Source organism: Sphingomonas trueperi (assembly GCF_011927635.1).
In the GTDB taxonomy this organism is placed as follows: Bacteria; Pseudomonadota; Alphaproteobacteria; order Sphingomonadales; family Sphingomonadaceae; genus Sphingomonas; species Sphingomonas trueperi.
Genome location: NZ_JAATJB010000001.1, coordinates 232094 through 246669 on the forward strand (window position 1 = coordinate 232094; position 14576 = coordinate 246669).

The window sequence follows — 14576 nt, forward strand, 5'->3', positions numbered from 1 at the left end:
CAGTCACCAGCTTCACCTCTCGGGCGCAATATAGCAGACACACATCCGTTGCGGTCGATGCTGCAGCGCGCCATTATTGGACCCGACTGACAGGAAGCTTACGGGAAGATGAAATCGTGCGCGTGCTGATGATCGAGGACGACCAGCCGCTTGCGACTGCGTTGATGGAGGCGCTGAAGCGTCGCGGCATCCAGAGCGACGTCGCGACCAATCTGACCGATGGCCGCCAGATGCTGGAGGCGGCACGCTATGCCGCGCTGCTGCTGGACCTGGGCCTTCCCGATGGCGACGGCCTGTGTCTCGTCCGCAGTCTGCGCGCGCAGAACGATCCGATCCCGGTGATCGCCGTCTCGGCCCGCAGCGCCCTTGATGCGCGGATCGCGGGGCTCAATGCGGGCGCCGACGATTATGTGGTGAAGCCCTTCGACGTCGACGAACTCACCGCGCGGCTCCACGCGGTGCTGCGGCGGCAGGGCGCGTTGGCTGGCGCCGAGCTGCGCTTCGGCAATGTCCGCTTCGACACCGTGTCGGGCGACCTGATGGTGGGCGAAGCCGCCGTCCTTCTCACCGCCCGCGAACGCCAGTTCGCCGCGCTGCTCCTCCGCCGCTTCGGCCAGGTGGTGAGCAAGCAGCTCGCGGAGGACCAGCTCTATGGCCTCACGGAGCCGGTGGGCTCGAACGCGCTGGAAGTGCAGGCCTATCGGTTGCGGCGCAAGCTCGAAGCGGCAGGCGCGACGCTGCGTATCGAGACGATCCGCGGCGTCGGCTACCTGATGCGCGACATCGCCGCCTGATGGCGGCCGGGCGCGGCTTCCGATAGACCGGCGCGATGAAGCTCTGGCCGCGCTCGCTGATCGCCCGCATCCTGCTGCTCGAACTGGGCGCGATCGCGATCGCCGCGGTGGCGCTGCCGATGCTGCTCACCTCGTTCCTCCGCACCGAGGCGCACCGCTACGAACAGCGCATCCTCGCCGAGCAGGCGCGGACGATCGCAAATGGCATCCGCGCCAGCGCAAGCGGCCCGATCGTCCGGCTCGATCCGGCGATGGTACGCCTCTACGCCTCCCCCTATGACGGGCGCGCCTTCGTCGTCACCGACAGCGGCGGCGGGACGCTCGCCGAAAGCCCCTATGCAGACCTCGTACCGTGGCGGAACGCACCGCGGGCGGGCCGACAGCTGCCGTTCCGCGCGGGCGCCTTTGTGGGCGTCAGCCAGCCGGTGCGGGTGGGCGCCGCGCGCATCTGGGTGATCGTCACCCAGGACCGCACCGGCCCCGGCGCGATCCTCGACGACGTCATCCACGGCTTCATCCGCCGCTATGATCCGGTGCTGATCTCGATCCTGCTGCTGCTGCCGCTGATCAACAGCGCGCTGATTGCCCGGCTGTTCTTCGCGGTGCGCGACGCCTCGCACCAGGCGGCGGCGATCGGCCCGCACAATCTCGACGTCCGCATCGAGGAAGCGGGGCTGCCGCTGGAGGTGGCACCGCTCGCGCACGCGACCAACGATCTGCTGGCCCGGCTACAGGCAAGCTTCCGCAACCAGTCCGAGTTCGTCGCCAACGTCGCCCATGAACTGCGCACGCCGCTCACCGTGCACCGGGTGGAACTGGAAGGCGTGGAGGACCCTGCCCTCCGCGCCCGCCTGCGCGGCTCGGTCGATCGGCTCGGCCATGTCGTCGCGCAGTTGCAGGACCTTGCGACCCTCGAGGTGACGGCCGACGACAAGTTCGAGACGTTCGACGCGCGCGAGCTCGCGCAGGAGACGATAGGTCTGCACGCGCCGCAGATCCTGGCAGCGGGCGACACGATCGCGCTCGATGCCCCCCCGGGGCCGGTGTTGGTACGCGGCAATCCGGTGCTGGCGGGCCTCGCGCTCGCCAACCTGATCACCAACGCCAGCCGGCACACGCCGCCCGGCACCCTGATCGAGGTGCGGGTCGGGCCCGACGGCGCGCTGCTGGTCCGCGACGACGGCCCCGGCATCGCCGCTTCCAACCCGCAGGACGCCACCGAACGCTATTGGCGCGCCGACCATGAGCGCTCCGACGGCGCCGGGCTGGGCCTATCGATCGTTCGCCGCATCATGGAGGTGCATCAGGGCCGGCTGACGGTGCAGAGCCACCCGGGCGAAGGAACCTGCGTTTCCCTCCGCTTTCCCCTCGCGCCCGAGGCGGAGGTCACCAGCCCGTCGTGATCCCGATCCGCACGTTGCGCGGCCGCAGCGGGGTCAGCTGGTCGCGCAGGCCGAGGCTGAAGGGATTACCGAAGGCGAACTGGTTGGCCCTGCGATCGGTGAGGTTGCTGAGCGTGACGCTCAGCTCCGCCTCGCCGATGCGCAGCGCAGCAAAGGCATCGGCGGTCCAGTAGCGCCCTTGGCTCACGTCGAGAAAGTCCCCGGTGCCGAGCACCGAGCGGCCGGTATAATCGGCCGAGAGCCCGATCCGCGGCTGCGCCGACGATGCCTCCCACGCATAGGAGAGGCCCGCATGCGCGGCGAAGGGCGGGGTTTCCGGCAGGCGCCGGTTGTTGCGCCTGGACAGATCGGCGATCGGCCCTTTGACATGATTGTCAGTGAACAGGAACGCCCCCTGCGCCCGCAGCCCGCGCACCGGCACCCAGTCGAGATTGCCCTCCAGCGTGACGATCTTCGCATTGCCGATATTGGCGGTATAGGGCTGGCCCAACCGCGTGATCAGGTCCGCCTGTACATTCTCCCACCAGGCCGCGGAGACGCTGCCCGATGCGGCGAGCCCGGTTGCCCCGCGCCGCAGCTTGCGCACGCCCGTTTCCACCACCGTGATCGCATCGGACTTATAGTCCGCCACCCGGCCGATCCCCGGGGCTACCGCAAGACCCCCGGTGCGATAGCCCGACTGGAAGCGCGCGAACAGCGCGAGATCGGAGGCGAGCCGCCACGAAGCAGCGAAGGTCGGGTCGAGGCGCTGCGTCAGCCGCCCCTTGACGAAATTGGACGGGCGCGCCTGCGCCGAGGGATCGCCATCGGTACGCGCACTCGAATAGCGCCCGCCGATCGTCACCGACAGCTTGGGCGTGAGAGCGAAGGTCGCTTCGCCGAAACCGGAGACGGCATTGGTGACATTGGTGACGCCGACGATGCTGACCTCCCGTCCCGGCTGGGCCAAGCTGCGGGTCAGCACGTCGCGGTCGCTCACCAGCGTGAAGCCGGCGACCCAGCTATTGCCGTTGGGCAGCGACCGCGACAGCCGTGCCTCCTGGCTGAGCAGTTCCTTGTCGTGGTTGGCGCGGTAGATCGTTCGCGGGCCCAGCACCGCGCCGCGTGCACTTCGCGGCGTCGCATCGAAAATTTCGTGCGTTTCGTAGCCGGTGACTCCGCTCGCCGAGACGAAGCGCAGGCCGTTATCCCAATCCTTGCCGACCACCAGCCGGCTGAACAACAGCCGGTTGCCGAAGGGCTGGGCGAGCAGCGTGCGCCGGGCGAGGGCCCCTTCCAGGCGCTCGGCATATTGGCCGTCGGCTGCGTCGATCCACTGCCCGGCCCCGCTCGCTTCCACCTGCCAGTCTTCGCCCGGCGCGACGCGGACCGCCGCGCGCACGCCGCTGGTATTGCTGCGATTGACGTCGCGGAGATTGCGATCCGGGTCGCGCAGATAGCCGCCGTCGCGGATGTGATAGCCGACCAGCCGCACCCCGGCCGTATCCTGCAACAGCGGCAGATTGAGCATGCCGGCGAGATCGTACCCCGGTTCGGCGCCGCCGGTTGCGGTGACGCCGGCCGTGGCAGCCGTCGCGACGTCGTGCAGGTTCACCGCGTTTGAGGTAAGCCGGATCACTCCGCCGATCGCGCCCGAGCCGTACAGCGTGCCCTGCGGCCCCTCGAGCACCTCGACGCTGGCCATGTCGTACAGCCGCAAGCCGGAGTCTGGGCCCGAATAGTTGAGCTGGACATCGTCGAGATAGACGCTGGTCGGCGCCTGGGTGCTGCCGTTGAAGCTGCTGTCGGCGATACCGCGGATGAACACCTTGTTGCGGCCCGCGCCCAGCTGGGTACTCTGCAGGATCGGCACCTGGTGCGCCGCATCGCTCAGCGTGCCGGCGGCGGTGCCCGGCAGCGCGTTCCGGTCGGCGACCTGGGTGAGGCTGCCCGGGTAGCGCAGCAGCGTGATCCGCTGCTTGCTGGCGGTGACGACGATGTCGGGGTCCGGCGGCGGCGCGACGCTCGGCGGGGCGGGCGTCGGCTTCCGCGCGCGCGGGATAGACCCAAGTTCGATCCGGTAGCCCCCGCCGGTAAGCCGTCGCGCACGATAGCCACTGTTCTTCAGTAGCTGCCGGAGCGCTGCTGCCAGGTCGCGCGCACCGCGCACCGCCGGTGTGCGGATGGCGCGTAGGCCGGGATCGGTGCTGACGATGTCCGCGCCGGTCTGCCGCGCCAGCTGGCCGATGGCGAGATCGAGCGTGGTGGCCGGAAGCGTGATCGTGCCGCGTTGGGCCAGCGCCGGCACGGCGGGCAGCGCCAGGGCGAGCGCGAGACTAAGGGCCGCGAGACTAAGGGGTTCTCGGCCCCTGCTCCGCCAATATCCACTGCCCCCCGTCACGACGCCACGTCGCCCCGATCAATTCGGCAAGGCGCGGCACATCGCGATCGGCGACGCCCGAGAAATGAACGACACCGGTGAACGGCCTTTCCGACAGCGTGCCCCGCAGGGCGATGTCGGTGCCGTAAAGCCGTTTCAGTGCCCCTGCAACCTCGTGCAGGGGCTGGCCGGCAAAGCTCAGCCGCCCATTGCGCCAGCCGCCGACAAGGGCCGGCGCTACGCGGGTACGCGTCACATCGCCGCCATCGTCGCGCGCGGACAGCGCATCGCCGGCGCGCAGCGTCACCGCCGTACCGCCCGGCTGGAACGCCACCGACCCTTCGGAGACCGCGACGCTCATCCGGTCGCCCAGGTGCGTCACGTTGAACACGGTGCCGAGATCCTGCACCGCCACGTCGCCGACCTTGAGCATGAACGCCGCGGCCGTGTCGTGCCGGACATGGAACAGCGCCTCGCCCCGATCGAGCGTCGCGACGCGCGGATTGGCGTGGTCCAGCGTCAGCCGAGTGCCGCCGCTCAGCTCGATCCGGGTGCCGTCGCCCAAAGCTATCGTCCGGCGCTCGCCGTCACGGGTGGCGATCTGATAGGTCTGCGCGCGCGGCTGGATCGTCGGCACCACCGCGATCGCGAGCGCCGCGGCCGCCGCTGCACCGCCCGTCCACCAGAGCCAGCGGCGCGGGGCGGGCAAATTGTCGTTCTCCGCCACGGGCGCAGGCTCGGGGAAGCGGACCTCTGCAACCAGCCGGTCCGCCGCTGCGACACGATCATAGGCCGCGGCATGCGCGGGGCTTTCCTCCAGCCAGGCGACGAATGCGGCCCACACGGCCTCGTCTGCCTCCGCCAGCCGCAGCTGCCAGGCAATCGCCGTCTCGATCGCGTCTGCCGTCTCAACCTGCACGGTCGGAACCCCTTTCATGATCGAGACGATTCAGCCCGGCCGAACCCGCACCTCCGGAATCGAGTCGTTCCTGAATTTTCCGGTATGCACGTTGCAGCAGTTTCTCGACGCCGCTCACCGTGATCCCCAGCTGCTCGGCGATCGCGCGCTGCGGGCGCTCCTCGATCCGGAACAGGCGGAGCGCGGTCGCCATTCGCTCGGGCATCTCGGCGATCGTCTCCTCCACCACCTGCCACTCGCTGCGGGCGACGAGGGTACGCTCGGCATCGGGCACCTCCTCGGCGCCCGGCTGCGTCTCCATCCAGCCGGCATCGCGGCTGCCGCGGCGGCCGGCGGCGATACGCCGATCGGTGGCAAGGTTGGCGGCGACGCGGAAGAGAAAGGCGGCAGGTTGGGCGATCGGCTGCTCCGCCAGCTGGTCGATCCGCAGCCACATGTCCTGCAGCGCATCCTCGGCGTCGTCCCGATTCCCCAGCCGCGCAGCGAGCAGGCGCAGCAGCATCGGCCGCTGCGCCAGGAACACCGCCTTCAGCCCGTCGTCACCCACGCCTTCCCGATCCCCGCGAGGGTCAGGCCGGAAACGCCAGTCCCTCGGCACCAGCCATGTCGGCGATCGGCAGCCGGTGCAAGGCCTTGGCTTCGACAATGCGTGCTGCGGCGATACGGTCGCCGGCGCGTTCGCCGGCACCGGGATGGCACATCACCAGATGCATCGGCCCCGGCCCCCGGAGGAAACGCGGGAACAGCGCGGCATAGTCGCCGCGAAAGTCGTAATGACCGGAAAAGCCGCGATTGGTGCGCAATCCCAGTGCCGCGGCAGCCTTGCGCAACCCCCGGCTGTGCCAGGCGCTGCCGATCGCCTTGCTGGAAAAGGGACGGCGCAGGATCGCCAGCGGACTGTCGGTGCAATCGCGCACCCAGGCACCGGGCGCGCGCGCGACCGTTTCCGCCAGCACCAGATCGCGGATGCCGGGAAGCGCATGGACGTGCTGGTGGCCGTCGACGAAGGCGGGCGGGCGCCGCATCGCCGCGAAGAAGGCGTCAAACTGGGCGGAAATCTCCATCGCCACTTCGTCGAGCGGCACCGCCCAGCGCCCCGCCATGCGGGTCAGCGGGTCAATCGCCGGCATCCGCCCGCCGGGTGCGAAGCGTGGCATCGCGGTACGCGGTGCCTCCTCGGTGAGCGTCAGGTGCAACCCGATCTCGACATGCGCCGGCAGGTCCGCCAGCAGCCGCGAATCCTCCGCCCAGCCGGGCATCAGCGCCATGCAGCTGACCGCGTTGATCTTGCCGGCCTGGGCAAGGGTGACGATCGCGGCGCTGATCGCCGGCGAATAGGCGAAATCATCAGAGCAGAGAATGAGACGCGACACGTACCGGTCCTTCGAGATGCTGATATTGGCGCTCGCGAATGCGATTGCTCAGCAGGCGGCGGCGCTGCAGCCGTCGTGCGAGAAAGACGTAGAAGAACCAGTCGCCCGCGATCGGCGCGGTGGCCGAGTAGAGCAGCCGTTCGAACAGCGTCCAGCGGATCGAATCGCGGTCGCGCTTGCGGCGGCTCGGCGTGCACCAGAGCTCGCCCGAATAGCCCATGCGCCCCTTGCGCATCACGCGGTGGATCACCTCGTGATCCTCGAGTACGAAGTTCCAGCGCGCGGCATCGAAGCCGCCCGCCGCGCGCAGGCTGCGCGTGCAGAAGGCCTGGCCCGCACCGCCGGCATGGCATTGCCCGGGCAGCAACCGCGCGGCGGTGAGGAAGCGTCGCGCCTCGCGGATCCGGGCGCGCACGTCCGTCTCTCGTGCGATATAAAAGGCACCGGCGACGACATGCCCGGGACGCGAGAGAATCGCCTCCGCCGCCGCGAGATAATGGGGCGGGTAGACGGTGTCGGCATCGCAGGTCGCCACCCAGCGGGTGCGCACCCAGCCGAGTCCTGCGCGCAGCGCAGCGACCTTGCCCGGCGTGCGTTCGGTGATCAGCAGATAGTCGAGCTTGTTCGCCCGGCAGCATGCCTCGGCCACCTCGGCGCTGCCATCGTTCGAACCATTGTCGACCAGCACCAGCGTGCACCTCGTGGTCTGCTGCGCGAGGCTCTGGATCGTCGCGGGAAGATAGTCGCGCTCGTTGAAGAACGGGATCAGCACGGTCCAATGCAGATCCGGACCTTGCGGCCGCCAGCCGAACGGGTCCTTCGAAAAATCCAGAAACATCGCTGCGAGCATCCCGTCGGTTCGAATGGACGCAGGGGACCGACTCCAGAACCAGAACGGCAGCTAAGTGTTTGCCGCCGCCCGGTTCCTGGCTTGACCAGTTCCTCCCCACTCGATCGAAAGACGATGCCTTCACGGCCGATCCACACCGAGGGCGAACAAAAATTTCGACGATGTTAAGCCTGATCGACGTGGCGGCAGGGCGGCATCCTGCCGCCATGGCAGCATCATGGCCGAAGCGATCTGGCGCGCCAGGGGTTTACACGGCCGCCCGGCTTCGGCTTGGGTGGTGGCACGTAGAAGCGAAGAGGTTCCGATGAAGCGCATCCTGTTGGTGGTCTTGGCCGCGATCGTGCTGGTCGGAGGCGCCGCCTTCGCCTTCACCCGGATCAAGCCGAGCGGCATTCCCGTGGTGCGCGCCGTCGCCGTCGCGACGCTGCCGCACGATACCGGATCGTTCACTGAAGGTCTCTTCTTCGAGAAGGGCGCGATGTACGAGAGCACCGGCCAGATCGGCGAATCGGTGATCCGCAAGCTCGACCCCGCCACCGGCAAGGTGCAGCAGGAAACCTCGCTTCCCGCCCCCTATTTCGGCGAAGGCATCGTCGCCTGGGGCGACAAGCTGTTCCAGCTCACCTGGCAGGACAAGACCGGCTTCATCTACGGCCTCGACAAGTTCGAGCCGCGCGGCACCTTCTCCTATACCGGCGAAGGCTGGAGCCTGACGCGCAACGACAAGGCGATCATCATGAGCGACGGCACGCCCGTGCTGCGCTTCCTCGACCCCAACTCGATGCAGGTCACCTCGACGCTGCGGGTGACCGCCAATGGCTGCCCGGTCGCCAATCTCAACGAGCTCGAATGGGTCGACGGGCAGATCTACGCCAATATCTGGCAGACCAACCTGATCGCCAAGATCGACCCCGTCAGCGGCAAGGTCACCGGCTTCCTCGACGTGAGCGACCTGGGCCCGAAGGACCGCGGCACCGATAACGTCGCCAACGGCGTCGCCTACGACGCGGCGACCAAGCGGCTGTTCGTCACCGGCAAGCGCTGGCCGCTGCTCTACCAGGTGAAGGAAGGCGATGCGGTCGCCAAGTCGTCCGAGGCGGCGAAGCTGACGAGCTGCAGCCAGCAGTAAGCGGCGCCGTTCTTCCGGCTTCCTGCGCCCCTTCTTCTAGTTTCCCTCCCGCCTGCGGGAGGGGTTAGGGTAGGGTGTGTAAGGGTAGCGGGCGACACCGTCCAGGAAAGAACCTCCACGACACACCCTCCCCCCGCCCCTCCCGCAGGCGGGAGGGGCGTAAAGAAGCGGGAGGGACACAGGCTTGCCCCATCCCCCCACCCCGCTATCACCGCCGGGCCAAGAACAAAGGGGAGGATCCATGGCCAGTCTGTTCCGTCTGAAACCCATTACCGCAGCGGAAGACCAGCCGCACGGGCATCGCCTGGCGCGTACGCTGAGCTGGTATCATCTGGTGGCGCTGGGGGTCGGCGCGATCGTCGGCACGGGCATTCTCACCCTGATCGGAGTCGGCGCGGACCGGGCAGGGCCCGCCGTGATCCTGTCCTTCGTCGTGGCAGGCGCGATCTGCGCCTGCGCCGCGCTCGCCTATGCCGAGTTGGCGACGAGCATTCCCACCTCGGGCAGCGCCTATACCTATAGCTATGTGGCCCTCGGCGAGATCGTCGCTTGGGTGGTTGGCTGGAGCCTGCTCGCGGAGTACACCCTCGTCGTCGCCACCGTCGCGGTCGGCTGGTCGGGCTATGCGACGCCGTTCCTGCTCGGGATGGGCGTACCGCCCGAGCTCACCCACGGCCCGCAGATGGTCGCCGGACAGGTGGCGCATTGGGGCGTCAACGTGCCGGCGCTGTTCGTCGTGTGGTTGGTCGCCGGGTTGCTGATCCTCGGCACCCGCGAAAGCGCGACGCTCAACGCGATCCTCGTCGCGGTGAAGCTCGTCGCGCTCGCCGTCTTCGTCGTGGTCGCCCTGCCCTATTTCGATGCCGCCAATTTCGACCCGTTCGCGCCGTTCGGCTTCGCCAAGCATGCGAGCGACGGGGTGGAGCGCGGCATGATGGCCGCTGCCGCGATCATCTTCTTCGCATTCTACGGCTTCGACGCGATATCTACCGCTGCCGAGGAAGCCAAGAATCCCGGCCGCGATCTCGCCATCGGCATCGTCGGATCGATGGTGGTGTGCGTCGCCATCTACATGATCGTGGCCCTCGCCGCGGTGGGCGCGCTTTCCTACACGCGCTTCGCCGACAGCCCCGAGCCGCTGGCGCTGATCCTGCGCGAGATCGGCCAGCCAGGCGTCGCCAAGTTCCTGGCGCTGAGCGCCATCATCGCGCTGCCCACCGTGATCCTGGGCTTTCTGTTCGGCCAGAGCCGCATTTTCTTCGTGATGGCGCGCGACGGGCTACTCCCCAAGAGCCTCGCCAAGGTCTCGCGCCGCGGGTCGCCAGTTCGGATCACGCTGTTCACCGCCGCCATCGTCAGCGTCTTCGCCGCCTTCCTCCCGATCGACGAGATCGCGGCGCTCGCCAATGCCGGCACGCTCACCGCCTTCGCCGCGGTGGGCCTGTGCCTGCTGGTGCTTCGCCGCCGCGCACCAGATCTCGCCCGCCCGTTCCGCACCCCGGCCGCCTGGGTCGTCGGGCTCGGCGCGATCTTCGGCTGCCTCTACCTCTTCCTCAGCCTGCCGACCCAGACTCAACTCTGGTTCGGCTGCTGGAACCTCTTGGGTCTCGTCGTCTATTTCGCCTATGCCCGCCGCAACGCAGCAAAGGGTGGCGCATGAGCGGTTGGACGATCGGAATCATCGGCGGTTCGGGCCTATACGATGTCGAGGGCATCGAGGACGGCGAATGGGTGGAGGTGGCGAGCCCCTGGGGCACGCCATCGGATGCCTGCTTCGTCGGCCATGTCGGGCATGTGAAGGTGGTGTTCCTGCCCCGCCACGGCCGCGGCCACCGCATCAGCCCCTCGGACCTCAACGTGCCGGCCAATATCGACGTGCTGAAGCGGCTGGGCGTCACCGACGTGCTGGCGGTTTCCTCGGTCGGCTCGCTGGCCGAGGAGCGCGCGCCGGGCACCTTCACCATCGCCGACCAGTTCATCGATCGCACCAAGGGTCGTCCCTCCAGCTTCTTCGGCACCGGCATGGTCGCGCATGTGTCGATGGCCGATCCGGTGTGCCCGCGCTTCTCTGCGCTGGCGGCCGAGGCGGCGCAGGCGGCGGGTGCCACCACCCATGTCGGCGGTACCTATCTGGCGATGGAAGGCCCGCAATTCTCGACCCGCGCCGAGAGCAACCTCTACCGCAGCTGGGGCTGCCACATCATCGGCATGACCGCGATGCCCGAGGCCAAGCTCGCCCGCGAGGCGGAGCTGCCCTATGCGCTGGTTGGCATGGTCACCGATTATGACTGCTGGCGCGAAGGCGAGGAAGCGGTGGACGTGGCGCAAGTGATCGCCCAGCTCTCGAACAATGCGGAGAAGGCCCGGAAGATGGTGATGCACCTGCTGCGCAACCTGCCCGAGGAACGCGCGCCCTCGCCGATCGACACCTGCCTCGACATGGCGCTGATCACCGCCCCCTCAGGCCGCGATCCGCAGCTGCTGGCGAAGCTCGACGCCGTTGCCGGCCGGGTGCTAGGCTGATGGCGCGCGCACTGCTCGCAGCGGCGGCACTGCTGTTCGCCGTCCCCGCCATGGCGCAGGAAGCCCCGGTCGATCGCTCGCAGGATCTGCGCTGGCAGAGCGCCCAGTCGCTTGCACTCGCCAGCCGCGGCTCGGCACAGGGCTGGCGCGTGCTCGAAGGCGGCCTGCGCTGGCGGCGGGTGAAGGGCGACGGCTCGGGCCAGCACCCGAGCGTCAGCGACATGGTGACGCTGCACTATGCCGGCACCTTCGTCGACGGCAGCGAGTTCGACAGCTCGTACGGCGGCCCGCCCGCGCGCTTTCCGCTCGACCGGCTGATCCGCGCCTGGCAGATCGCCGTACCGTTGATGGGCGTGGGGGATACCATCGAAATCGCGGTCCCAGCCGAGCTGGGCTATGGCTTCCAGGGTAAAGGCCCGATCCCGGGCGGCGCGACCTTGCTGTTCAAGATCGAACTGCTCGGCATCGGCCGCTGAGCGGCACCGGGCTTCGCGGAGCACCGCGGGGCCCGGCTCGACCGCAGCCAGGGCAACGGCGACGTGCCCCATAGGCCGTCGCTCGGTCTACAATCCCCCCATCAGCACGCCGGCCACGACCGGTACCAAAAAGGCGAGCGGAATCCTCAGCACCAAACGCTGATCGCGAAGCTTGGAGATCGAGTAGCGCCTCGCCATGCCGACGCAGCCGAAGCCCGCGATGAGCATTGCCCACGCCGCCGGCTCCGGCACGGGCGCAAAAGTTCCGAACGGGTGCGCGATATTGTACGCTTGGTAGATCTGCGCCGTCGACATTTGATATGTTGGGTTTGCCAACAGGTTGACGTTCAGGTTCCAGCCGATCGCGTCGAATACCGCCAGGTCGGCCGCCGTCACCACATCGACCGTGCCATCGCACGAATAGGGATTCATCATCCCGATAAAGCCGGTGCAGCCGCCTACGACCTTCCAGTGCGAGGCCTGCCAGCCATCGCCATTATATTCGCCGGTCGAGAAATAGGCGTTACCGCCAAGCGCCGTCGCCCCGCCGTCGAGCGAGAAATAAGCGGGTGCATTGAATCCCCAGTCGAGTTGGCCGGGGGCGGAGTAGCGGAACAGGTCCATCCCATAAGCAACCGGAATGTTGTCGATACGCTGGACCGGACCCACGACATTGTCGAACGTGTCGACGCCGCTGGTAAAGCCCAGTGCATGCCCGATCTCGTGGATTGCCGTACCGATGAAGTCGTAGCTTCCGGCACTGATCCCGTCCGCCGGGTTGAAGTCGAACGCCTGCACACTCGAAAAGATGATCTCCGCATCCAGGCCACTCACATTGTTCACCAGCGCCTTCAGATTGGCCCCGGTCAGCGCGATGGTGCTGCCGATGATGCTGCCGTCGGGAGCGACGCGCGTGCCCGCGGTGGCGACGCCGTCCTTTTTAACGGGGTCGTCATAGGCGGGGATCAGCACGGTCGGCGTGCCGGCGCTGCTCAGCGGCTGGAAGTGGCTCGCGGCCTGCGCATCCAGGGCGGTGGTACCCGTCACCGCCAACGCATTCTGGTAGCTGGCGATGGTGATGCCATCATAATAGCGGAAGCTGGTCCCTCCCAGATCGTCTGGGTCGAGCGCCTGGAATCCGACATTGATGTGAATCGTCGCGTTGTTGGTGAGGACCGATTCCCAATAGCTCGCCGCGATCTTGAATGCCCTGTCGGCCGGCGAACCCGTTACACCACCGATGTCGTGCAGGATGATATGAGTCTGCGCTCCGGCCGGCGTCGCAAGCGCCAGCAGCGCCACCGCGCTGGCGGCAAATAGCTGTAGCGTCCCCATGCGCATCAGAGCCCTTCCCCGCCGCCCGAGCGCGGCATTTCTGGCGCACAGTTTGCGCGGAATGCGGGCAACGGAAAAGCGAAGCTGGGTGCGAAACGGACGGATCGGCCGACATAACGTACCACAAAAAACGGCCTCGCTTCCGAAGAAGCGAGGCCGTCCAATACGTTATAGCATGCCTGTCAGGCGAAGCGAACCTGCCGCGAACGGTTGCGATAGCGCATCATGCCGCCGATCGCGCCGAAGCCGAGGATCAGCATCGTCCAGCTTTCCGGTTCCGGCACCGCGCCGCCGGCGGCGATCCAGGCCTGGGCGACCTCCTTGGTGGTGAAGTTATAGCCCCCGTTGGCGAGGACATCGACGTTCAGGTTCCAGCCGATCGCATCCATCAGCGCGAGATCGGCGGCGGTGACTTCGTCCATCTGCCCGAAACAGGTATAGGGATTCATCACGCCGACATAGTTGCTGCAGGTGTTGTTCGCCTTCCAGTGCGACGCCTGCCAGCCATCGCCATTATTCTCGCCGGTCGAGAAATAGGCATCCCCCTGGAAGGCGGTCGCGCCGCCGTCGATCGAGAAATAGGAGGGCTGGTCGAACGCCCAGTTCAGCTCGCCGTCGCCGCTGTAGCGGAACAGGTCGAGCGCATAGGCCCACCAGTAATTGTCGGTCTTGAACCCCGAGCCGACCGAATAATCGAAATCGTCCGCGCCACTTAGGAAGCCCAGCGTATGGCCAATCTCGTGGATGGCGACGCCGACGAAGTCGATGGTGCCGGCCTGGATCCCGTCCGTGGGATTGAAGTCGAACGCGAAATCGCTGGAGAACCGAATCGTGCCGTCCACCGCGGCCGCCGCAGCCCCCAGCGCCTGCGCATTGGCGGTGCTGAGCGCCATGGTGTTGCTGATCGCCTTGCCATCCGGCGTGAGGCGCGTGCCCGTGGCGGCGACGCCGTCCAGGGTCGCGGGCTGGGCGTAGTTGGGCACGATCGCCGACACGCTCCCCGAGCCGCTGAGCGGCGCGAGATGCGAGAGCACGCTCGCGTCCAGCGCCGACGTGCCGGTGGCCGCGAGCGCGCCATAATAGCTGTCGATCCCGACATTGGTGTAGAGGTTGCTGCTGGCACCGCCCAGAATGTTGGGGCCCAGCTTGGCGAAGCCGACGTCGAAGTGCAGCGTGACGTTGTTGGTGAGCACGCTTTCCCAATAGCTCGCGGCGATCTTGAAGCCGAGTTCCGCCGGCGATCCGGTCACGCCGCCGATGTCGTTGAGCACGATCTTCGTCTGCGCGGCCGCAGGTTGTGCCGCAGTAATCGCCAGTCCGAATGCCGTGGCAGTCGCGAGCAGCGCCTTGATCTTCGTCGTCTTCATCCGAACCCCCATTTTGGTCGATGACTTCGATCGCACCGAATCCCGGTT

The 14576-nt window shown here is 67.7% G+C and carries 13 protein-coding genes; 6 read left to right on the top strand and 7 right to left on the bottom strand.

Annotated features, from left to right (window positions below; all coding sequences use genetic code 11):
• Positions 1-116 precede the first annotated feature (116 nt).
• On the top strand, positions 117-794 hold the full coding sequence (locus tag GGR89_RS01085; RefSeq protein WP_125977545.1) for a response regulator transcription factor: 678 nt from the start codon (positions 117-119) through the stop codon (positions 792-794).
• 35 nt (positions 795-829) lie between these two features.
• Complete coding sequence (locus tag GGR89_RS01090) at positions 830-2197, top strand: sensor histidine kinase (RefSeq protein WP_125977547.1); 1368 nt, start codon at positions 830-832, stop codon at positions 2195-2197.
• On the opposite strand, the gene GGR89_RS01095 is transcribed toward GGR89_RS01090, so the two are convergent.
• The 5 genes from GGR89_RS01095 to GGR89_RS01115 are packed head-to-tail and all read right to left on the bottom strand — an operon-like array spanning position 2181 to position 7686.
• Positions 2181-4484 (bottom strand): TonB-dependent receptor, encoded by a 2304-nt coding sequence (locus tag GGR89_RS01095; protein ID WP_241218061.1) that lies wholly within the window; start codon positions 4482-4484, stop codon positions 2181-2183. The genes GGR89_RS01090 and GGR89_RS01095 overlap by 17 nt on opposite strands.
• A 43-nt stretch (positions 4485-4527) precedes the next feature.
• Complete coding sequence (locus GGR89_RS01100; protein WP_125977549.1) at positions 4528-5475, bottom strand: FecR family protein; 948 nt, start codon at positions 5473-5475, stop codon at positions 4528-4530.
• Positions 5465-6022 (bottom strand): RNA polymerase sigma factor, encoded by a 558-nt coding sequence (locus GGR89_RS01105; RefSeq protein ID WP_125977551.1) that lies wholly within the window; start codon positions 6020-6022, stop codon positions 5465-5467. Before GGR89_RS01105 ends, GGR89_RS01100 begins: the two co-directional genes overlap by 11 nt.
• Before the next feature lie 22 nt (positions 6023-6044).
• Positions 6045-6848: a ChbG/HpnK family deacetylase gene (locus GGR89_RS01110; RefSeq protein ID WP_125977553.1), complete on the bottom strand. Its 804-nt coding sequence runs from the start codon at positions 6846-6848 to the stop codon at positions 6045-6047.
• Positions 6823-7686, bottom strand: a complete 864-nt coding sequence (locus GGR89_RS01115) for a glycosyltransferase family 2 protein (RefSeq protein WP_125977555.1) — start codon at positions 7684-7686, stop codon at positions 6823-6825. Before GGR89_RS01115 ends, GGR89_RS01110 begins: the two co-directional genes overlap by 26 nt.
• A gap of 316 nt (positions 7687-8002) precedes the next feature.
• On the opposite strand from GGR89_RS01115, the gene GGR89_RS01120 reads away from it, so the two are divergent.
• The 4 genes from GGR89_RS01120 (at position 8003) to GGR89_RS01135 (ending at position 11826) form a co-directional block, all read left to right on the top strand.
• Entirely contained in the window at positions 8003-8827 is an 825-nt protein-coding gene (locus GGR89_RS01120; RefSeq protein ID WP_125977557.1) for a glutaminyl-peptide cyclotransferase, read from the top strand.
• A gap of 241 nt (positions 8828-9068) precedes the next feature.
• Positions 9069-10487: an amino acid permease gene (locus tag GGR89_RS01125; RefSeq protein ID WP_125977559.1), complete on the top strand. Its 1419-nt coding sequence runs from the start codon at positions 9069-9071 to the stop codon at positions 10485-10487.
• Entirely contained in the window at positions 10484-11350 is an 867-nt protein-coding gene (locus GGR89_RS01130) for an S-methyl-5'-thioadenosine phosphorylase (protein ID WP_125977561.1), read from the top strand. Before GGR89_RS01125 ends, GGR89_RS01130 begins: the two co-directional genes overlap by 4 nt.
• The gene (locus tag GGR89_RS01135) at positions 11350-11826 is read left to right on the top strand and encodes an FKBP-type peptidyl-prolyl cis-trans isomerase (RefSeq protein WP_125977563.1); all 477 of its coding nucleotides are present in this window, start codon (positions 11350-11352) and stop codon (positions 11824-11826) included. The genes GGR89_RS01130 and GGR89_RS01135 overlap by 1 nt, the downstream gene beginning before the upstream one ends.
• An 87-nt stretch (positions 11827-11913) precedes the next feature.
• On the opposite strand, the gene GGR89_RS01140 is transcribed toward GGR89_RS01135, so the two are convergent.
• Both GGR89_RS01140 and GGR89_RS01145 read right to left on the bottom strand, forming a co-directional pair.
• Positions 11914-13167 carry an NF038122 family metalloprotease gene (locus GGR89_RS01140; protein ID WP_164521746.1) on the bottom strand — a complete coding sequence of 418 codons (1254 nt, stop codon included), beginning with the start codon at positions 13165-13167 and terminating at the stop codon, positions 11914-11916.
• 176 nt (positions 13168-13343) lie between these two features.
• Positions 13344-14528: an NF038122 family metalloprotease gene (locus GGR89_RS01145; protein ID WP_125977565.1), complete on the bottom strand. Its 1185-nt coding sequence runs from the start codon at positions 14526-14528 to the stop codon at positions 13344-13346.
• Between the last annotated feature and the right edge of the window lie 48 nt (positions 14529-14576).